We start from the raw sequence: 19,027 nt of genomic DNA on the forward strand, positions 1-19,027 counted from the left end.
GGCGATTCAGGTCGCCGTCATGCTGGTGCGGGCGGGCGTCCGGCGCGCGAACGCGATCTTGTCGCACCGTGAACTGTGGCCGCACCGCTGCTCAGCGCGGCGGCTCCGGCGCGGTCCCCACCGGCAGGAACAGGCTCACCGTGGTGCCGTGGCCCACCTCGGACTCCACGGTCACCCGGCCGCCGTGCGCGCGCACGATGGCCTGGACGATCGCCAGGCCCAGGCCCGAGCCGCCGTACTCGCGGCTGCGGCTGGCCTCGGCGCGCCAGAAGCGGTCGAACAGCCGGGGCAGGTCGGCCGCGGGGATGCCGGAGCCGTCGTCGGCGACGTCCACCCGCAGGTCGTCGCCGTCGCGGCGGAGCGTGAGCCGTACCCGGGTGCCGGGCGGGTTGTGCTGGACCGCGTTGCCGACCAGGTTGCGCAGCACCTGTTGCAGGCGGGCCGCGTCGCCGCTGACCGGGGGCCGGTCCGGCGGTGCCGCCAGCGCGATGTCCAGCCCGGGGTGGATCACCTGGGCGTCCTCGACCACGCTTCCGGCCAGCGCGGCCACGTCCAGCGGGCGGCTGTCCAGCGGCCGGCCGGTGTCCAGCCGGGCCAGCAGCCCCAGCTCGTCGACCAGCAGCCGGATCCGGCCCACCTCGTCCTCGATCCGGGCCACGGCCTGCTCGACGTCGTCGCCGCTGAGCCCGCCCTGCCGGTACAGCTCCAGCCAGCCGGAGACGGTGGCGAGCGGAGTACGCAGCTCGTGCGAGGCGTCCGCGGCGAACGTGCGCGCCCGGTCCTCCGCGCGCGCCTGCGCGTCGAAGGCCCGGTTCACGGCCGCGGCCAGCACGTCGGTCTCGGTGCCGTGGTCCGAGACCGGCAGCCGCTCGTCGCGGGACCCGTTCGCGATCGCGTCCGCGGCCTGCGCCATCTCGGCCAGCGGGCGCAGGCCGATGTGCAACACCACCATGGTCAGCGCCATCAGCACCACCACGGCGACCAGCGCGATCGCCGCCATGCTGCCGGCGAACCCGGCGATGGTCGCGCGGTCGACGCTCGCGTCGTTGACCAGGATCAGGTGCGCGACCTCGTCCGCGTTCCGGTCGGCGTGGACGATCCGCATGCCGGGCGTGTCGACCAGCACGGCCACGGCCGCGTCCTCGGTCACCAGGATGTCCCCGGGCGCGCCGGCGCCGGCGAGCCGGGCCAGTTCGTACTCCCGCCCGGCGCTGGTGCCGATCGCGAACAGGATGCGGCCGCCGCCGTCCAGGCCCATGATGCCGAGCGGCGGGCCGAGCATGGTCTCGAACTGGTCCGCGTTCACCGTCTGCGGGCCGGACTCGACCAGCGTGGCGATCCGCCGTTCGTCGTCGCGCAGCTTGGCCACGGACCGCTCGAAGAGGTAGTCGTTGACCAGCACCGCAGTGATCACGGCGCTGACGCCGAGCGCGGCCACGAACAGCATCAGGAAGCCCGCGAGCAGCCGGCCGCGGATGCCGGCCCGCCAGCGGCGGCTCATCGCGCGTGCCGGAGTGAGTAGCCGACGCCGCGTACCGTGTGGATCAGCGGTTCGTGCCCGTCGTCGACCTTGCGGCGCAGGTTGGAGATGAACCGCTCCACCACGACCGAGTCGCCGCCGAAGTCGTACTGCCAGACCGCCTCGAGGATCTGCGCCTTGGACAGCACCTGCCCCGGGTGCGTGATGAGCAGGTGCAGCAGCTTGAACTCGGTCGGCGACAGGTGCACCGGGCGGTCGCCGCGGCGCACCTCGTGACGCTGCGGGTCCAGCGAGAGGTCGTGGAAGGTCAGGGCGGCACCGGCCGGCACCGCCGTGCCGCGCGAGCGGCGCAGCAGCGCCTCGATCCGCGCCCCGATCTCCACCACGCTGAACGGCTTGACCACGTAGTCGTCGCCGCCCAGCTGCAGGCCGCGCACCCGGTCCTCGACCGCGTCCCGCGCGGTGAGGAACAGCACCGGCACCCCGATCGACCGCGACCGCAGCAGCGTGAGCACGTCGAAGCCGGTGCCGCCGGGCAGCATCACGTCGAGCACGATGACGTCGGGCAGGCCGGCCGCCACCCGCTCCAGTGCCTGCGGGATGTCGGCCGCGGTGTCCACGTCGTAGCCGGCGAACCGCAGCGCGGAGGTCAGCAGACCGCGGATGCCCGGGTCGTCGTCGACCACGAGCACGCGGTCCCGGTCACCGGTGTCAGCCATTCGCCGTCCTCCGTCTGCGTCCGCGTGGTCCCGCTCAGCCTCGCCGCCCACCTTGACGGCCGGCCCTCACCGATCTTGACGGTTCCTTGACGGTCACCTGCCCGGGGGTCAGGAACCGGTGGCGTCACCGCGCCCTCCTTGCCCCGCGGCGAACGTGGCGATTCACCGTTCCCTGAATACAGCGGCGACCTGCTCGGGCTGGTCCTGGCCGTGGACCCGGCGGCCTGCCCGGACGCCGGCGCGGAGGGCTGCTGCTGATGACGACGCTGCCGCTGGCCCCGCGCCGTGCCACGCTCACCCGCCGCATCCGGCTGCTGGTCGCGGCCACCATCGGCTACAACGTCGCCGAGGCCGTGATCGCGATCGGCGCGGGCTATGCGGCCGGGTCCACCGCGCTGATCGGCTTCGGCCTCGACTCGGTCATCGAGGTCTCCTCCGCCGCCGCGGTCGCCTGGCAGTTCGCCGGCCGCGACCCGCGGGCCCGGGAGCGGACGGCGCTGCGCGTCATCGCGGTCTCGTTCTTCGCGCTCGCGGCGTACGTCACCGTCGAGTCGGCCCGCGCGCTGCTCGGTGGCGCCGAGGCCGCGCACTCCACGGCCGGCCTGCTGCTCGCCGCGGCGTCGCTGGTGGTCATGCCGGGCCTGTCGTACGCGCAGCGCCGCGCCGGCCGCGAACTCGGCTCGCGCAGCGCGGTCGCCGACTCCAGGCAGACGCTGCTGTGCACGTACCTGTCCGCGGTCCTGCTCGCCGGTCTCGCGCTGAACAGCCTTCTCGGCTGGTCCTGGGCCGACCCGGTCGCCGCGCTGGTGATCGCGGCGGTCGCGGTCAAGGAGGGACGCGACGCCTGGCGCGGCGACGCCTGCTGCGCCGACGGGCACTGCGCGCCGGTCAGGTGATGATCGCGCGGGCGACCGGCCAGGCGCCGTCCGACCAGTTGCAGAGGACGGTCCAGGTGGTGGCCGTCGCCGGGTCGTGGACGGACCGGAATGACACGCCCGCGTCCTGGCCCTCCAGCTGGATCCGCCCGTCCGGGCGCAGCCAGAAACCGAGTCCGTACCCGAAGTCGCCGTCGGCCCGGGCGGTGTGCGGGCGGACCAGCTCGGCGACGGACGCCGGTGAGACCAGGACGCCGCCGAACAGCGCGCGCCAGAACGTGCTGATGTCCGCCGCCGTGCTGTACGCGCCGCCGTCCCCGTTGCCGCGCACCGGCAGGTGCAGCACGTTGCTGCGCGGGCCGTCCCGGTACAGGTAGCCGACCGCCGTGTTCGACGGCAGTTCGTCCGAGCGGAGGTACGCGGTGCCGGCCATCCCCGCCGGGCGGAACACGCGCGCGTCGATCAGGTCGTGGAACGGCACGCCGCTCGCGCGCTCCAGGATGAGCGCCAGCACCACGTATCCGCCGTTGCAGTACCGGAACCGCTCCCCCGCTCCGAACACGGTCGGGAGGCCGTCCAGCATGGGCAGGAACGCGTCGGTACGGTCCAGCCGGTGCACCGGCTCGCTCAGCACGTGCGCCGTGACGTCGTCGTTCTCGTTCTCGTACTCGTCGAGGTAGTCGCCGATGCCGGACCGGTGCGCCAGCAGGTGTTCCACCGTCACGTCGGCCGCGATCAGCGGCAGGTCCGCGCCCAGCAGCGACCGGGCCGTGGTGTCCCGCCGCAGCTCGCCGGACTCGATCAGGCTCAGCGCCGCGACCGCCACGAATCCCTTGGAGCCGCTGGCGATCGCGAAGCGGGTGTCCACCCGGTTCGGCCGCTCGTCCGCGCGGTTCGCCAGGCCGTAGGCCCGCCGCAGCGACGGCTCACCGGCCCGGTCCACCGAGACCACGCCGCTGAACTCCGCCGGCACCACCAGGTCGTCCACGTCACGCAGCGTACAAATGCGGACGCGGTGGCGCACCGCGTTTTCCGCCGGCGGCGGCCCGCCCCCCGGGGGGTACGGGAGCGGGCCGCGATCACATCAGGCCGGTTCGATCCAGATGTTGCGGTAGCGCACGTTCGCGCCGGGGTCGCCGTGGTCCTGGAGGCGGATCGGCAGCGCGGCCGGGCTCTCCGCGGCGCCGGCGCCGGTCGGGCCGTCGATGGCGACGTTGTTGTGCACGGTGACGCCGTTCCACACCACGGTGACGCGGGCGTTCTCCGTCTTCGTGGTGCCGTTCCAGCGGGCCGCGCGGAACGTGATGTCGTAGGACTGCCACGTCTCCGGCGCGGTGGCGGCGTTGGCGGTGGGCACCGCCTTCTGGTAGATGGCCGCGCAGTCGTCGTTGGCCGGCGACGCCTTCCCGTACGAGTCGAGCACCTGCACCTCGTACCGGTCCTGCAGATAGACGCCGCTGTTAGCGCGGGCCTGCCCGGTCACGGTGGCGGGCAGGTTCGGCAGCCAGAACTCGACGTGCAGCGTGAAGTCGCCGAACGTCTGCTTGGTCCGGATGTCGCCGCCGAGCACCTCGGCCGAGCCGCCGGAGACCGGCCAGGTGACCGCGCTGCCGTCGGCGTTGCGGAACGCGTTCAGGCTCCCGCCGTCGAAGAGCGTGATCCGGCTCGGGCCGTTGTGCGTCCAGCGCTGCTGTGCCACGTTCGCCCAGGTCCACAGCTGCACCGGGGTGCCGTCCGCGCTCGACCCGCCGGCCGCGTCGAGCACCTTGCCGGACTGCGGGTTGACCAGCGCACCGTCGGCCCGGGCCTGCCACACCTGCGCGGCGCTGTTGTTGCAGGTGTAGAGCTGCACCCGGGTGCCGTCGGCGGTGCCGGAGTTGTCCACGTCCAGGCACTTGCCGAGCGCGCGCAGCGTGTCACCCTCCCGCGTCCAGCTCTGCGCGGTCGAGTTGTTGCAGGTGTGCAGCTGGACCTTGGCACCGTCCGCGATGTTCGCGTTCTCCACGTCAAGGCACTTGCCGCCGATCCCGGTGATCGTCCCGGTCCGGTTGCCGGGCGCGGCCGTGCCGCCGACGGTGAGGCTGTCCAGGTTGACGTGCCCGGAGTCGCCGGTGTCGACCCGGTAGGAGACCGCGTTGGCGCCCGCGCGCAACGTCACGGAGTCGGCCAGCGTCGCCCAGGTGTCCCAGTTCGCGGTGCTGGGCAGGCTGACCTGTTTCACCCGCGCCCCGTTGACGTACAGGCTGAGGGTCTTGGTCATCTGGGAGGGGTTGGGCCCGTTGCTGTAGCGCAGCGAGATCGGGTAGGCGCCCGCGGACGGCACGTTCACCGTGAACGTGGTCGCCGAGCCGGCCGCGCCGTGCCCCGCCGAGAAGCCGCTGCCGGTGTAGCCGGGGTGGTCGGTCGCGACGGCGGTGCTGCCGGTGAGCCCGGACCACTCCGCCTCCACCACGGAGGACTTGAGCGTGCTGCCGTCGGCCAGGCTGTTCAGCGTGTACCAGGCCTCGGTGCTCCACAGCGACTGGTTGGCGGTGGAGGTGAACGGGCGCGGCGAGCGCACGTGCACGACCCGGCCGGGCTTGAGGCCGGCCAGCTTGAGCGTGACCTTCAGGCGGTCGGCCGAGAGCGTGGCGGAGGCGACGGTGAGCGACTCCTCGTCGACCTTCGGGCCGCCGTAGTCCGGCGTCGGGACGTACCGCCACTGCTTGGCCCGGTAGCGGGAGGCCAGTTGCGCGGCGGTGGCGTCCGAGACCGGCTGGGTGTACTCCAGCTCGAAGCCGTCCGGGATCGCCCGCATCGCCTTGATGTCGAAGACGCTCGCGCCGTTCGGCGTCAGCTTCTGCAGGCCGTAGGTGAGCTTGCCCTCCTGGCCCCAGTTGCCGCCGGCGCCGAGCCCGCCGGCGTAGATCGCGCCGTCCGGCCCCTGGCTGATCCGCAGCACGCCCATCTCCAGGCCCTGGGTCAGGCGGAAGACCGCGCCCTGGTACTGACCGCCGACCTTCTCCAGGTAGGCGCGCTGCACGCCGCCGTAGGTGACGTCACCGAAGAGCAGCTGTCCCGCGTACGGCCCGGAGTTGAGCATCAGCGGCGTGCTCGGCGAGTTCGCGATCTCGTTCTGCGGCAGCCACAGCACCGGCTGGGTGACCGGCTGAAGGTCGAACGGCCCGTCCGGGTTGGTGTAGTGGCCGAAGAACCGGTCCTGCTTGACCTGCACCAGCTTCGACGACGGCAGCCAGCCGCCCTGGTTGTCCAGCACGAAGATGTCGCCCTCCGGGCCGAAGTTCAACCCGTTGGGGGTACGCAGCCCGCCCGCGATGTACTGCACCGCGCCGGTGGATCTATTGATCTTGAGCGTGGTGCCGCGGTTCGGCGAGCCCTGCGGGTCGGTGGTCGCGCCGCCCAGGTTGATCGAGACGGACAGGTTCAGGTAGAAGAACCCGTCCTGGTAGAGCAGACCGAACGCGAACTCGTGGAAGTTGCCGTCGAACGGCCAGGTGGCGACGCGCCGGTACTGGTCGATCGCGCCGTCGCCGTTGGTGTCGTTGAGCTCGGTCAGCTCGTGCTTCTGCGACACGTAGATCTTACCGTCGACGATCTTCAAGCCCATCGGCTCGCGCAGCCCGGTGGCGATCCTCCGGTAGGTGACCTGGCTCGGCGAGGTGTTCCCTGTGACGCCGCTGAGCACGTAGACCTCGCCGGCCGTGGTGTCGCTGCCGCCCCAGGTGGCGATGGCCAGGCGCCCGTCCGGGTACCAGTCCATCGCGCTCACCTGCGGGTTGAAGCCGGCCGGCCGCAGGTTGGTGAGCGTGTAGCCGGGGTGCACGCCGGTCAGCGGCAGGCCGTCGCCCGGGCTGTCCCCGGTGCTCTCGCACTCCTTGCGGCCCGGCGCGGTCACCCGCACCACGCCCGCGTCCGTGCTCAGCGCGCTCTCCGGGACGACCGTGAACGCGCCCGCGCCCGGCGGGCGCCACTCCAGCGTCAGCTGCTGGCCGCCGTCGCGCTCGAAGTAGTCGAGGTGCAGCGCGTGATAGCCGGTGGACAGCGTGATCGTGCCCTCCACCGGGGTCGGGCCGTGCGCGCCGTCGTTGTTGATCACGGTCGTGCCGTCGATCAGCAGCCGCGAGCCGTCGTCGCTGGTCAGGCGGAAGGCGTAGGCGCCCGCGGCGGTGACGTTGACGTTGCCGGTCACCTCGGACTGGAAGCGGTCCTCCAGTCCGAAGTCGGCGGCGGTGGTCCAGTTGATCGTCGGCAGTCGCTTGTCGACGTTCGGGGTCTGACCGGGCTTGAGCGTGCAGATCGAGTCGCGCGCGGTCTGCAGGTCGAACGTGCGGAGCGTGACGCCGGGCTCCTGCGGGGGAACGGCGGCAGCGGCGGCGGGGAGCGCGGGCAACAGGCCCGCGAGCGTGGTGACGGCGAGGAGCACGAGCGGTGTCTTCTTCATCGGACCGTCCAGACGTCGACAGAAATCGATGCCCGAGACGCTAGGACGCTTTTGCTCGCTCGTCCAGAACTTTCACACGATTATTTAAAAGTTTGTTTCCAGTATTGACTCGCCGATTGAGTCAGTTGACTTAAACCGGCGTGATCGGTTGGCTTGACGAACCCGGAGATCCGACGCGAAAGGCCACGAATGACCCGCGATGATCTCGGTTTCGACCCCGACGCGCTGCGTGCCAGGTACCGGCGCGAGCGCGATCGCCGGCTGCGGCCGGAGGGTGCCGGGCAGTATCGGCGGGCGGCCGGCGAGTTCGGCTACTACGCCACCGACCCGTACACCCCGCGCGCCGACCGGGCCGCGGTGCACGACCGGGTGGACGCGGTGATCGTGGGCGCCGGGTTCGGCGGGCTGCTGACCGGCGCGGAACTGCGCCGGGCCGGCCTCGCCGGCATCCGCCTGATCGACGAGGCCGGCGACGTCGGCGGCACCTGGTACTGGAACCGCTACCCCGGCATCCACTGCGACATCGAATCGTCGATCTACCTGCCGCTGCTGGAGGAGGTCGGTACCGTACCGGCCTGGCGCTACTCCCCCGGCGAGGAGATCCGCCGCCACGCGATCGCGCTCGCCGAGCACGCCGGCCTCTACCGCGACACGCTGTTCCACACCCGCGTCACCGAGCTGCGCTGGGACGCCGAGGCGGCGCAGTGGCAGGTGCGCACGGACCGCGGCGACGACTTCCGGGCCCGGTACGTGGTCGTCTCACCGGGCACGCTGACGCAGCCGAAGCTGCCGGGCATCCCCGGCATCGAGACCTTCCGCGGGCACACGTTCCACACCAGCCGCTGGGACTACGCCTACACCGGCGGCGACGCGAACGGCGGTCTGCGCGAGCTCGCCGGCAAGCGGGTCGGGGTGGTCGGCACCGGCGCGACCGGCATCCAGGTCATCCCGCACCTCGGCCGGGACGCGGGGCAGCTCTACGTCTTCCAGCGCACGCCGTCCTCGGTGGACGTGCGCGACAACCGGCCGCTGCCGCCGGACTGGACCGCGGGGCTGAAGCCGGGCTGGCAGCGCGAGCGGATGGACAACTTCCTCACCATCGTCAGCGGCGGGCACACCGACACCGACCTCGTCGGTGACGGCTGGACCGGCACCGGCCACCTGCAAACCACCTACCTGACCGGTACGCGGGCCGCCATGACGGACGAGGAACTCGAACTGGCGGACTTCGTGAAGATGAACGCGATCCGCGCCCGGATCGAGGAGGTGGTCAGCGATCCGGTGGTCGCGGAGAAGCTCAAGCCCTGGTACCGGTACATGTGCAAGCGGCCGGGGTTCAGCGACACCTACCTGCCCACGTTCAACCGGCCCAACGTCACGCTGGTCGACACCGCGGACACCGGCGGGATCACCCGGATGACCGGGAACGCGGTCGTGGTCGGCGACACCGAGTTCGAGGTGGACTGCGTCATCTTCGCCACCGGCTTCGAGACCGGCGTCTCCGGCGTCGTCTCCGGCACCCTGCCGGTCCTCGGCCGCGACGGCGTACCGCTGCTGCGGGCCTGGGCGCGGGGACCGCGCACGCTGCACGGCTTCTACAGCCACGGCTATCCGAACCTGTTCCACCTGGGCGCGCTGCAGAACGCGAACTCCGTCAACTTCGTGCATCTGCTGCACGAGCAGGCGATCCACATCGGCGCGGTGGTCGCCGAGGCCGGCCGGCGCGGCGCGCGCCGGATCGAGCCGGCCGCGGAGGCGGAGGCGGCCTGGGTGGCCACCATCCGCCGGGTCGCGCCGGACACGGTCGCGTTCCAGGCCGCGTGCACGCCCGGGTACTACAACAACGAGGGCCGGCCGCGGCCGGTCAACGACTCCTACGGGCCCGGGCCGGTCGCGTTCCACGAGTTGCTGCGCCGCTGGCGCGCCGACGACCGCTTCGGCGAGGTGCTGGTGTCCTGACCATGGGCATGGCCCGGCGTGGGGGGATACGCCGGGCCATGCGGTGTGGGGTGGGATACGTGCGGGTCAGGTGCCGGCGATCAGGAGCTGCCAGACGGTCGGGTCGACCACGCCGTTCGCCGGGCGGTCGTGCGTGGACTGGAACGACGCGACGGCGGCCTGGGTGGCGGCTCCGAAGACGCCGTCGACGGTGAGGTTCGCGCCGGTGGCGTTCAGCGCGACCTGCGCGGCCCGGACCGCGCTGCCCTGGTCGCCGCGCTGCACCTGGCGGAGCAGCTTGGACCAGGTGACCATGCCGACGATCCCGTCCGGGGTGGCGCCGCGGGCGGACTGGAACGCGCGGACCGCGGTCTCGGTGGCCGGCCCGAATTCGCCGTCCACGGTCACGCTCTGCCCGGCCGCGTTCAGCAGGTGCTGCAGGACCCGCACGTCCGTACCGGTCGAGCCGCGCTCGGTCCGCGGCCAGGGCGCCGGCTGATCGGCCTGGGTCCACCAGGTCGTCTGCTTCGACGCGCCGGCCCGGCTGAAGCTGAAGTGCACGTGATCGGTGTGCGGGTTGCTGCCGGTGTAGGTGCGCCAGCCGTCCGCGGCCTGGTAGGAGCCCCAGATCCGGCCGTCGAAGATGATGTACATGACGCCGAGCCGCCGGGCGTTCGCGTGCCGGTTGCCGTGCGCGTCGGTGGCGAGCAGCCAGGCCAGGAACTCATCGGCCCGGGCGTGGTCCGCGCCGCTGGCCGCGTTGATCGTCCAGTCCCAGGCGCGGCCCTCCTTGTGCTCGGTCACCTCGCCGTCGGCGCAGGAGCGGACGATGCCGGAGTCACCGGTCGTCGGGTAGGTGCGCAGCGCCAGCTCGCGGAAGCCGAGCACGCCCGGCTTGGCGACCGGGTCGCAGGTGTTCTGCGGGTCGTAGGCCGCGTACGCGTCGATGGTCGTGCCGAAGACCGGTGTGACGGGTGGTACGGCGGCGGCCGGGCTCGCCGCGACCAGCACGGCCGCGGTCGCCGCGACGGCCGTGACCGCGCAACGGCGAAGGGTGGCTGCGAGGCGCATCAATCTCTCCGGGGGTGTGCGGGCCTCGATCGGGAGACGGCCCGCGAAGGACTGTGCGCGGCGCGCGGGGCGACCGGCAACGGCCCGGCGCGTTTGTGGGACGGCGGGACGCCCGCGCGGCACGGACGTGCGCGGACCTCAGGCTCCTGGGACGGGCGTGGGACGCGCGCCCGGCACCCCGGCCGTCCCGGCGGATCCCAGGCGCGTCCCGGGCCGCGCGCCGCGCACCTCGTCGGCGCGGGTGACCGCGAACGGCCGTCCCAGATCGATCACGGTCGTGGACCGGGACCCCGGACGGCTGGCACGGTGGCTGGCGAGCCGGGCGGCGGCACCGGACAGCCGGAGGGGAGGACCCGTGACCGTTCCACCGTGCGTGTGCGCCGGCCTACCGCCCGGGCCCGGTCGCCTCGGCCGTCGGTGGCGTGGGGGTCGGCGTCGCGTTCAGCGCGGCCTCGCAGAAGGGCCACGAGCGGAAGTCCCGCGTGACGCTCCACAGCTGGCGCGCGGCGTTGATGTTCCACTCCGGATCGAACGCCTGCACCGGCGTACCCTCGAGCTTCTTGAGCGTGCTGTCGGAGATCTGGAAGACGCCCCAGTTGCGCGAGCCGTTGGTGTTCGGCGTGATGTGCAGCGGGTCGAGCCGGGACTGGCAGCGCGCGATCGCCACCGCGTGGTCCGGGTCCTCCGGGAAGACCTGCCGGATCCGGGCCTCCACCTGCTCGCGCGGCCAGGTCGCCATGCTCACCCGCTGCTCGTAGAGCGCGGCCTTGGTGGCGTCGTCGACCACCCCCCGGGGCGGCAACCCGGCCAGCACCTGGAACGCGGTGACCCGGCGCAGCGTCTCCGGGCCGAACGCGCCGTCGACGTCGAGCTTCCCGCCCGCCCGGGCCAGCAGCGTCTGCACCTCAAAGACACACTCGTCGTTCTGGCCCATGCTGACCGGGTCCTCGCACGCGCGGGAGAAGAGCATGCGGTCGTCGGCCGGGCCGGTGGCCGGCGGGTCCTGCGGGTTACGCAGCGCGTACAGCCCCGCGGCGGCGGCGAGGACCACGGCCACGCAGACGGCGGCGGCGAGCGCGATCAGACGGCGGCGGGGACGGCGCGGCGGCGCGGACTCGGACGGCTCCATCGCGATCACCGGCTCGGCCGCGGGCTGCTCGGCGGCGGGCTCCTCGGTGGCGGGCGGCTCGGGCTCCGCGCCCACCTCCACCTCCGCGGGAGCGTCCGCGGGGACCGGGGCCGGCGGGCGGGTGACCGGCTCGGTGCGGCGGACCGCCTCGGCCGCGGCCCAGAGCCGGTGCAGGTGGCGGATCTCCTCCGGGGAGGCGCCGCAGGACTTGGCGAACGACAGGACGATCCGGTAGTCCTGCGGGACGCTGGCGCCCGAACAGTACCGGTGCAGGCTCGAACTGCTGACGCCGGCCAGCTTGCCCAATTGACTGAATCCGAAGCCGCTGCGGTTCTTCAACATCCGCAGGTAGGCAGCGAACCGTTCGGTGTGGTCGAGATGTTCGTCAATGACCTCCCCCGGCATGGCCCGACCATACACCAAAGCGCCTGACCGGCCTTTATTGGCATTAGCAACCACTTTCAGCCAAATCGCCGCGCGCCGACTCGCGGATCGCGAAACGGCCCACGAACGACGGGGAGAACGGGATGCGAACGCCGGAGACCACCGCCGAACACCTGCTGACCGGCCTGGCCGCGGAGTTGTCCGCGCAGCTGTCCAGGGAACTGGACGAACGGCAGCGACGGCTGGTGCTGGGCGCGCGGGCCCGGCTGCTGGGCCGGGGCGGGATCGCGCTGGTGGCCCGCGCCGCGGGCGTCAACCGGAAGACCGTGGCCCGCGGCGTGGCGGAGCTGGACGAGGAGTCCCGGCCGGCGGGCCGGGTCCGCGCGCGGGGCGCCGGGCGGCGTACCGCCACCGAGGCCGACGAGGGTCTGGAGCGGGCGCTGTGGCGGCTGATCGAGCCGCGCGCGGCCGGTGCCGGGCGGCCACCGCTGCGCTGGACGACCAGCTCCGTGCGCCGCCTGACGGACGCGTTGCACGCCGCCGGGCATCCGGTGTCGACCTGGACCGTGCACCGGTTGCTGCGGGCCCACGGGTTCCGGCCGGCCGGGGCGCGCCGTGGCCGCGGACCCCGGTCGGCCGGCGACCGGGAGGGCCGGTTCCGCCGGCTCGGCGAGCGGGCCGCGGACTTCCTGGGCGCCGGCGATCCGGTGGTCTGCCTGACCGCGTGGGCGGACACCGCGCCGGACGGCGGCTCCGGCCGGTGCCGGGTCCCGGTCGGCGGCGACCGGGAGACGGCCGTGGCCGCGGTGGCGGCGCTGCGCCGGTGGTGGTCCGCGACGGGTGCGCTCGAGCATCCCGGCGCCCGGCGGCTGCTGGTGGTGGTCGACGACCCGGACACCGGCGAGGACCGCAGCCCGTGGCTGCGGGCCGGGTGCGCCGCACTCGCATCGGACGGCGGGCCGGCGGTCACGGTCGGCCACCTGCCGCCCGGCATCAGCCGGTGGAACCGCCTCGAACGCCGGGTGTCCGAACGGGTCGCACTCGGCCCGCGGGGCGGCCTGCTGGTGGTGGACGCGGTCCGGCCCGACGGCCCGGAGAACTGAGCTTTTTCAACCTGACGCACCGAACCGTCCGGCGTCGCCCTGCCGCCCGGCCACAGGCCAGGTTGAAATGGCTCACTGATTGACCAATTAATTGTCTCGCAGAACCATAAATGCCCGGCAATGGCCACGCAATGCCTCTTCAGGAAATAATCGCGGTCCGGAAAAATAGGTCATTAACGGCTCCTCGCATTGACGTTTTTATGTCCCCTCGACAGGGTGGACGGCACGCGGCCCGTACCGGCGGGCCATCGTTACGGGGAGTATCCGGATGACAATACCCAAGGTATTCCGTCTGTTCGTGGCGCTGTTAATGGCGCTTACCGCAACGGCCACATTGAACGTCGTGATGGCCGGCCCCGCCTCCGCCGACGCCTGCTACACCTGGAACCGCACGCTCCGGGACGGCATGTCCGGAGAGGACGTCCGGCAGCTGCAGATCCGGGTCGCCGGCTGGACGGCCTCCGGCGAGGTGCTCTCCATCGACGGTGAGTACGGACCGCGCACCGCCGCGGCGGTGGGCCGGTTCCAGACCGCGTACGGCCTGTCCTCGGACGGCGTCGCCGGCCCGCAGACGTTCAACCAGATCTACGCGCTCCAGGACGACGACTGCAGCCCGATCCACTTCACGTTCGCCGAGGTCACCCAGTCGTCGACCTGTGGCAGTCAGGCCAGCCTGCAGGGCGGCGCGGTGCCGGCCGCGCAGGTGCGGCAGAACCTGATCCGGTCCATGTGGCGGGCCGAGGCGCTGCGCCGTCAGCTCGGCGACGCCCCGCTGATCGTCACGTCCGGCTTCCGCAGCGTGGCCTGCAACCAGCAGGTGGGCGGCTCGGCCGGCAGCCGGCACACCTACGGTGACGCGCTGGACTTCACCGGCACGCCGAGCCTGTGCGCCATCGCGCGGCAGGCCCGCACCGCCGGCTTCAACGAGATCATCGGCCCCGGCGCCGCCGGCCACAGCGACCACACCCACCTGGCCGACAAGCCGAGCCGCACCTGGTCCGCGCCGAACTGCTTCTGACCGCGGGTCTTCCGCACACGTCCCGGGGGTCGTGGCGCTACCGCGGCCCTCGGTCTCCACTGAGGAGGTCCCGCTCGTGACAATCCGTTCCTCTCCCGGCACCACCCGGTCCACGCCGGCGCGCGCGGTCGCGGCGGCCGTCGCGTTCGTCCTCGCGCTCGGCGGCGCCGTGCTCGGTCCCGCGCAGCCGGCCAGCGCGTTCCCGGGTGCGTTCTTCCACACCCAGCGCGAGGGCAACCGAGGCGTCGACACCCAGGCCGTGCAGTACCTGCTGCAGGCCCGGGGGCATTCCACCACCGCCGACGGCGTCTTCGGCCCCAACACCCGCTCGTCGGTGGTGGCCTTCCAGGACTCCCGCGGCCTGGAAGACGACGGCATCGTCGGGCCGCAGACCTGGGGCGCGCTCATCGTGACCGTCCGTCAGGGCGACTCCGGCGCGGCGGTCCGTGCGGTGCAGGCGCTGCTGAACAAGAAGCGGCGGCTGTCGCTGGCCGTCGACGGCGTCTTCGGCTCCGGCACCCACGCGGCGGTGGTCGCGTTCCAGAACCACGCCGGGATCACCGCCGACGGCATCGTCGGGCCGACGACCTGGCAGAACCTGGTCTGGCACTACGCGTACCCGTCGTTCACCGACATGTGCGACCAGGACCCGGACGGCAACGGCGCCGCCAACTGGGGCACCGGCGCCAGCATCGGCTCGCTGGAGGCCGCGGCCGCGTCCTTCGCCGGCAGCGGCAACGGCCGGCTGCCGCTGGGCGACATCAGCTTCGAGCACGGCGGCGACATCCCCGGCCACAGCACCCACGAGGGCGGCCTGGACGTGGACGTGTGGCCGATCCGCACCGACTCGGCGCAGTGCACGGCCGGCCGGATCACCTGGCAGTCGTCCGCGTACGACCGGGCGGCCACCCGGCTCCTGGTCCAGCGCATCCGGGCCACCGGCCGGGTGGAGAGCATCTTCTTCAACGATCCCACCCTCATCAGCGAGGGGCTGACCACGAACTACCCGAACCACGACAACCACCTGCACATCAACTACCTGTGAGTGCCTCCGGGGCCGGCCGCCGTCGGGCGGCCGGTCCCTCGGCACGGGGGAGGTCCGCATGTCAGCACGTCCACTGTCCCGGCGCACGCTGTTCGGAGCGGGGCTGAGCGGCGCCGCCATCGCGGTCGGGGTGCCGCTGTCCGGCGCCGGGCCCGCGCTCGCCACCAGCCGCATCATCCCCACCGCCACCTGGGGCGCCCGGCCGCCGAGCGAGCCGATCACGGTGCTGGCCACGCCGCCGAACAAGATCATCGTGCACCACACGGCGTCGGCGAACAGCACCGATCTCAGCCGCGCGCACGCGGAGGCGCTCGCCCGGTCCATCCAGGCCGACCACATGTCCCGCGGGTTCATCGACACCGGGCAGCACTTCACGATCAGCCGGGGCGGGTTCACGCTGGAGGGCCGGCACCGCAGCCTGGAGGTGTTGCAGGCGGGCGGCGGCCACGTGGCCAGCGCGCACACCACCGGGCAGAACGACGAGGCGGTCGGCATCGAGAACGAGGGCACCTACACCACCGCCGTGCCACCGGCGGCGCTGTACGACCAGCTCGTCGCGCTGTGCACGGACATCTGCCGGGCGTGGGGGTTCAATCCGCGCGAGATCTACGGCCACCGTGACTTCGCGGCCACCGCCTGCCCCGGCGACGTGCTCTACGCCCGGCTGGCCACGCTGCGCACGGACGTGGCGGGCCGGCTCGGCGTCGCGGTCGACCCGTGGCCCACCTTCGGCGAGGGCGCGCGCGGTCAGCACGTGCGGACCATCCAGCACCTGCTCCGGCAGCACGGCGCGACGGTCACGGCCGACGGCGCGTTCGGCCCGGCCACCGCCGCCGCGGTCCGCGCGTTCCAGACCTCGCGGGGCCTGACGGCCGACGGCGTGGTGGGACCGCCGACCTGGCCCGTCCTGATCGTCACGGTCCGCAACGGCGCCTCCGGCCCGGCCGTGGAGGCGGTGCAGGACCAGCTCGCCGCGCGCGGCTACGGCGTGTCGGTCGACGGCCGGTTCGGCCCGAACACGGAGGCGGCGGTCCGCGCGTTCCAGACCGATCGGGGCCTCGCCTCCGACGGCGTCGCCGGGCCGCACACGTGGCGCGCGCTGGTGTCCTGACCAGGCCGTACCATGGCGCGGGTGGAGCCCGAGGTGAACACCGCGATCGACCTGGACCGGCGGCTCGCGGACGCGATCGAGCGGCTCGGCACCGGGATGCGCGCGCTCGCGCAGCAGAGCGCGCGCACCCGGGGTCTCTCACCGCTGCAGCAGCAGGCCGTGCTGGCGCTGTTCCGCCGCCCGACCGTGCGCCGCGAGGTCAACGCGCTGGCCGCGGAGTTCGACGTCACCACGCCCACCATGTCCGACGCCGTCTCCGCGCTGGAGCGCAAGCAGCTGATCACCCGCTCGCCGGCCGCGGACGGCCGCCGCCGCTCGCTGACGCTGACCCCGCTGGGCGTGTCCGTCGCGCGCGAGCTGACCGACTGGGACGCGCCGCTGCGCGACGCGCTGGCCAGGCTGCCCGCCGAGGACCGCGCGACCACGCTGCACAGCCTGCTGCGCCTGATCGCGGACCTGCGGCGCCGCGGCGTGATGAGCGCGGCCCGGATGTGCACCACGTGCCGCTTCTTCCGGCCGGACGTGCACGACGACCCGGCCGCGCCGCACCACTGCGCGCTGCTGGGCGCGCCGCTGCCGCTGATCGAGCTGCGCACCGACTGCCCCGAGCACCAGCCGGTCTGACGGTCAGCCGCCGGTGAAGACCTCCACCCGGCCCCGGCCGCCCTCCTTGGCGCGGTAGAGCGCCAGGTCGGCACTGTGGATCAGCGCGTCCGGCTCCTGCGCGCCATCGTCCAGCACGGCGATGCCGATCGAGGCGCCGATGATCACGGTGTGGCCGCCGACGTCGTACGGCTCGCTGATCCGGCGCCGGATGCGGTCCGCGATGGCCCGGGCGTCGTCGCGGTCCGGCAGGCCACGGCAGAGCACCAGGAACTCGTCGCCGCCGAAGCGCCCGGCAGTGTCCTCCGGCCGGATCGTGTCGGTCAGGCGCGCCGCCACCTGCTTCAGCAGCGCGTCGCCGGCGGCGTGGCCGTACGCGTCGTTGACCGGCTTGAAGCCGTCCAGGTCGAGGAAGAGCACGGCCACCATGCCCTCGGACCCGCCCGGCCGGGTCCGGCGCCGGGCCGCGACGGCCTCGTCCACCCGCTCCAGGATCAGCGCGCGGTTCGGCAGCCCGGTCAGCGCGTCGTGCAGCCGGGCCCGGGCGAGACGGGCGGAGCGGGCCAGCGCGGACAGCCCGATCAGCACGATGGCCAGCATGGCGGCCGCGAACGCGGCGAACAGCTGCCACGCGACCCGCCCGGTGGACTCCACCGGTGCCAGCAGCGACGCCTGCGGCGCGGTCATCACCAGCCGCCAGTCGCTGCCCGCGACGGCGTGCGCGGAGAAGTAGTCGTCGCCGGTCACCCCGCTGGTGTGGGTGCGCAGCGCGCCGGCCAGCGCCTGGTCCGGCAGCGGCACGCCCGGCGCGGTCCCGTCGGTCGAGACGATGACCCGGCCGGCGCCGTCGATCACGTGGGAGGTGGCGGCCGAGACGCCCAGCGCGCCGGAGACGATCACGGACAGCTCGCTCACCGGGATCGGCACCACCACCATGCGTACCCCGTCCGGCGCCTCGAACGGCTGGAACGCGAGCACGGCCGGGCCGTCGTCGCCGTCCCGGACGTCACCGAACGCCAGCCGGCCGGTGCTCGCCGCGATGCGGAAGCCGCTGTCGACCGGCGCGGCCCGGGCGCTCGCGGTGGCGGTGACCGGGTCGGCGACCAGCAGGCCGCCGTCCGCGTCGAGCACCGCGTACCAGGCGGTGTCCAGTGCCGGCGTGCCGAGCTGCGCGCGCAGCTGCGCGGGCGTGCCGGAGAACTGGGTGACCGCGACGGCCCGGGTCTTGGCGTCGCTGGCGCCCAGCGTGCCGCCGATGAGCTGGCCCGCGACCCGGGCGCGCGCGTCGAAGTCGGCGAGCACCCCGGCCCGCGCGCCGGACGTGGTGCGGGCCAGGTAGAGCCCGGCGCCGGTCACCAGCGCGGCGCTGAGCAGCACGGCGACCCCGATGCTGAGCCGGCTCGCCCACGACGTCATGTCGTCTTCATCGGCAGGCGGAGCACGGACTGAACCCCTCCCGGCGGGCGATGCGATCCGTGACGGTCACCTCATCATCGCAACATAGTTAGGACTCCTATATAACCTGGGGCATGGTGTGGATCGATGGAGAGGAGACCGACGTGGACCCGCTGCGTCACTTCCAGGAGGTGCACCGGCCGGCGCTGCTCGCCTTCGCGACCCGGCTCGCCCACGGCGACGTGCACCGGGCCGAGGACGTCGTGCAGGAGACGCTGCTGCGCGCGTGGCGCCACCCGGAGGCGCGCGACACGGACGGGCACTGGAGCCGGCCCTGGCTGCTCACCGTGGCCCGGCGGATAGTGATCGACCAGGCCCGCGCCGCGCGGGCCCGGCCGGTCGAGTACCTCGACGATCCGGCCCTCGCCCACCGGCACGCCGACCCGGTCGACGAGATCGACCGGCTGCTCGACCGGCGCGAGGTGCTGGCCGCGCTGAGCACGCTCTCCGCGCGGCAGCGCACCATCCTGGTCGAGCTGCACCTCCGGGGGCGTACCGCGGTGGAGGTGGCCGCCGCGCTCGGCGTGCCGGCCGGCACGGTCAGATCGCGCGGGTTCTACGCGCTGCGCGCGCTCCGCGACGCGCTCGTGCGCCGCGGCTTCCACACCGACCCGGTCGCGCGCACCACGCGCCGCTGACCGCACGTCGCCGGCGG

General features: G+C 73.3%; 15 protein-coding genes and 1 pseudogene. 9 read left to right on the plus strand and 7 right to left on the minus strand.

Annotated features, from left to right (window positions below; translation table 11 throughout):
• Nucleotides 1-91 precede the first annotated feature (91 nt).
• Together J2S41_RS18450 and J2S41_RS18455 are read right to left on the minus strand one after the other, a co-directional pair.
• A complete protein-coding gene (locus tag J2S41_RS18450) occupies nt 92-1,501 on the minus strand; it encodes a sensor histidine kinase (protein WP_310369123.1) in 1,410 nt (469 codons plus the stop codon).
• Nucleotides 1,498-2,199, minus strand: a complete 702-nt coding sequence (locus J2S41_RS18455; RefSeq protein ID WP_310369124.1) for a response regulator transcription factor — start codon at nt 2,197-2,199, stop codon at nt 1,498-1,500. The genes J2S41_RS18450 and J2S41_RS18455 overlap by 4 nt, the downstream gene beginning before the upstream one ends.
• A 144-nt stretch (nt 2,200-2,343) precedes the next feature.
• Between J2S41_RS18455 and J2S41_RS18460 the strand changes: the two are divergent.
• Together J2S41_RS18460 and J2S41_RS18465 are read left to right on the plus strand one after the other, a co-directional pair.
• A pseudogene (locus J2S41_RS18460) lies at nt 2,344-2,457 on the plus strand (transcriptional regulator); the annotation flags it as partial.
• Nucleotides 2,457-3,095 (plus strand): cation efflux transmembrane domain-containing protein, encoded by a 639-nt coding sequence (locus tag J2S41_RS18465; protein WP_310369125.1) that lies wholly within the window; start codon nt 2,457-2,459, stop codon nt 3,093-3,095. The pseudogene J2S41_RS18460 and the gene J2S41_RS18465, both read left to right, overlap by 1 nt.
• Here J2S41_RS18465 and J2S41_RS18470 read toward each other — a convergent pair.
• Both J2S41_RS18470 and J2S41_RS18475 read right to left on the minus strand, forming a co-directional pair.
• Nucleotides 3,088-4,062 carry a serine hydrolase domain-containing protein gene (locus J2S41_RS18470; protein WP_310369126.1) on the minus strand — a complete coding sequence of 325 codons (975 nt, stop codon included), beginning with the start codon at nt 4,060-4,062 and terminating at the stop codon, nt 3,088-3,090. The two genes, J2S41_RS18465 and J2S41_RS18470, sit on opposite strands and share 8 nt — an antisense overlap.
• Before the next feature lie 96 nt (nt 4,063-4,158).
• Nucleotides 4,159-7,515, minus strand: a complete 3,357-nt coding sequence (locus J2S41_RS18475; protein ID WP_310369127.1) for a 3-keto-alpha-glucoside-1,2-lyase-like domain-containing protein — start codon at nt 7,513-7,515, stop codon at nt 4,159-4,161.
• Between the two features lie 189 nt (nt 7,516-7,704).
• On the opposite strand from J2S41_RS18475, the gene J2S41_RS18480 reads away from it, so the two are divergent.
• Complete coding sequence (locus J2S41_RS18480) at nt 7,705-9,474, plus strand: flavin-containing monooxygenase (protein WP_310369128.1); 1,770 nt, start codon at nt 7,705-7,707, stop codon at nt 9,472-9,474.
• Nucleotides 9,475-9,540: 66 nt separating this feature from the next.
• Here J2S41_RS18480 and J2S41_RS18485 read toward each other — a convergent pair whose 3' ends face one another.
• Together J2S41_RS18485 and J2S41_RS18490 are read right to left on the minus strand one after the other, a co-directional pair.
• Nucleotides 9,541-10,524 (minus strand): peptidoglycan-binding domain-containing protein, encoded by a 984-nt coding sequence (locus J2S41_RS18485; RefSeq protein WP_310369129.1) that lies wholly within the window; start codon nt 10,522-10,524, stop codon nt 9,541-9,543.
• A gap of 385 nt (nt 10,525-10,909) precedes the next feature.
• Nucleotides 10,910-12,058, minus strand: a complete 1,149-nt coding sequence (locus tag J2S41_RS18490; RefSeq protein WP_310369130.1) for a helix-turn-helix domain-containing protein — start codon at nt 12,056-12,058, stop codon at nt 10,910-10,912.
• A 122-nt stretch (nt 12,059-12,180) separates the two neighbouring features.
• On the opposite strand from J2S41_RS18490, the gene J2S41_RS18495 reads away from it, so the two are divergent.
• The 5 genes from J2S41_RS18495 to J2S41_RS18515 all read left to right on the plus strand — a co-directional run bounded on the left by J2S41_RS18495 (nt 12,181) and on the right by J2S41_RS18515 (nt 16,938).
• The gene (locus tag J2S41_RS18495; protein WP_310369131.1) at nt 12,181-13,140 is read left to right on the plus strand and encodes an ISAzo13-like element transposase-related protein; all 960 of its coding nucleotides are present in this window, start codon (nt 12,181-12,183) and stop codon (nt 13,138-13,140) included.
• Between the two features lie 346 nt (nt 13,141-13,486).
• A complete protein-coding gene (locus J2S41_RS18500; protein WP_310376414.1) occupies nt 13,487-14,158 on the plus strand; it encodes a D-Ala-D-Ala carboxypeptidase family metallohydrolase in 672 nt (223 codons plus the stop codon).
• Nucleotides 14,159-14,234: 76 nt separating this feature from the next.
• Nucleotides 14,235-15,203 (plus strand): penicillin-insensitive murein endopeptidase, encoded by a 969-nt coding sequence (locus tag J2S41_RS18505; RefSeq protein ID WP_310369132.1) that lies wholly within the window; start codon nt 14,235-14,237, stop codon nt 15,201-15,203.
• Nucleotides 15,204-15,261: 58 nt separating this feature from the next.
• Complete coding sequence (locus J2S41_RS18510) at nt 15,262-16,314, plus strand: peptidoglycan recognition protein family protein (RefSeq protein ID WP_310369133.1); 1,053 nt, start codon at nt 15,262-15,264, stop codon at nt 16,312-16,314.
• 21 nt (nt 16,315-16,335) lie between these two features.
• Nucleotides 16,336-16,938, plus strand: coding sequence for a MarR family winged helix-turn-helix transcriptional regulator (locus tag J2S41_RS18515; protein WP_310369134.1), 603 nt, complete (start codon nt 16,336-16,338; stop codon nt 16,936-16,938).
• A gap of 3 nt (nt 16,939-16,941) precedes the next feature.
• On the opposite strand, the gene J2S41_RS18520 is transcribed toward J2S41_RS18515, so the two are convergent.
• Complete coding sequence (locus J2S41_RS18520; RefSeq protein WP_310369135.1) at nt 16,942-18,333, minus strand: diguanylate cyclase domain-containing protein; 1,392 nt, start codon at nt 18,331-18,333, stop codon at nt 16,942-16,944.
• Between the two features lie 113 nt (nt 18,334-18,446).
• Here J2S41_RS18520 and J2S41_RS18525 point away from each other — a divergent pair, with 113 nt between their 5' ends.
• Nucleotides 18,447-19,010, plus strand: a complete 564-nt coding sequence (locus tag J2S41_RS18525) for a sigma-70 family RNA polymerase sigma factor (protein WP_310369136.1) — start codon at nt 18,447-18,449, stop codon at nt 19,008-19,010.
• Nucleotides 19,011-19,027: the final 17 nt, after the last annotated feature.

This window comes from Catenuloplanes atrovinosus, from assembly GCF_031458235.1.
Taxonomy (GTDB): domain Bacteria; phylum Actinomycetota; class Actinomycetes; order Mycobacteriales; family Micromonosporaceae; genus Catenuloplanes; species Catenuloplanes atrovinosus.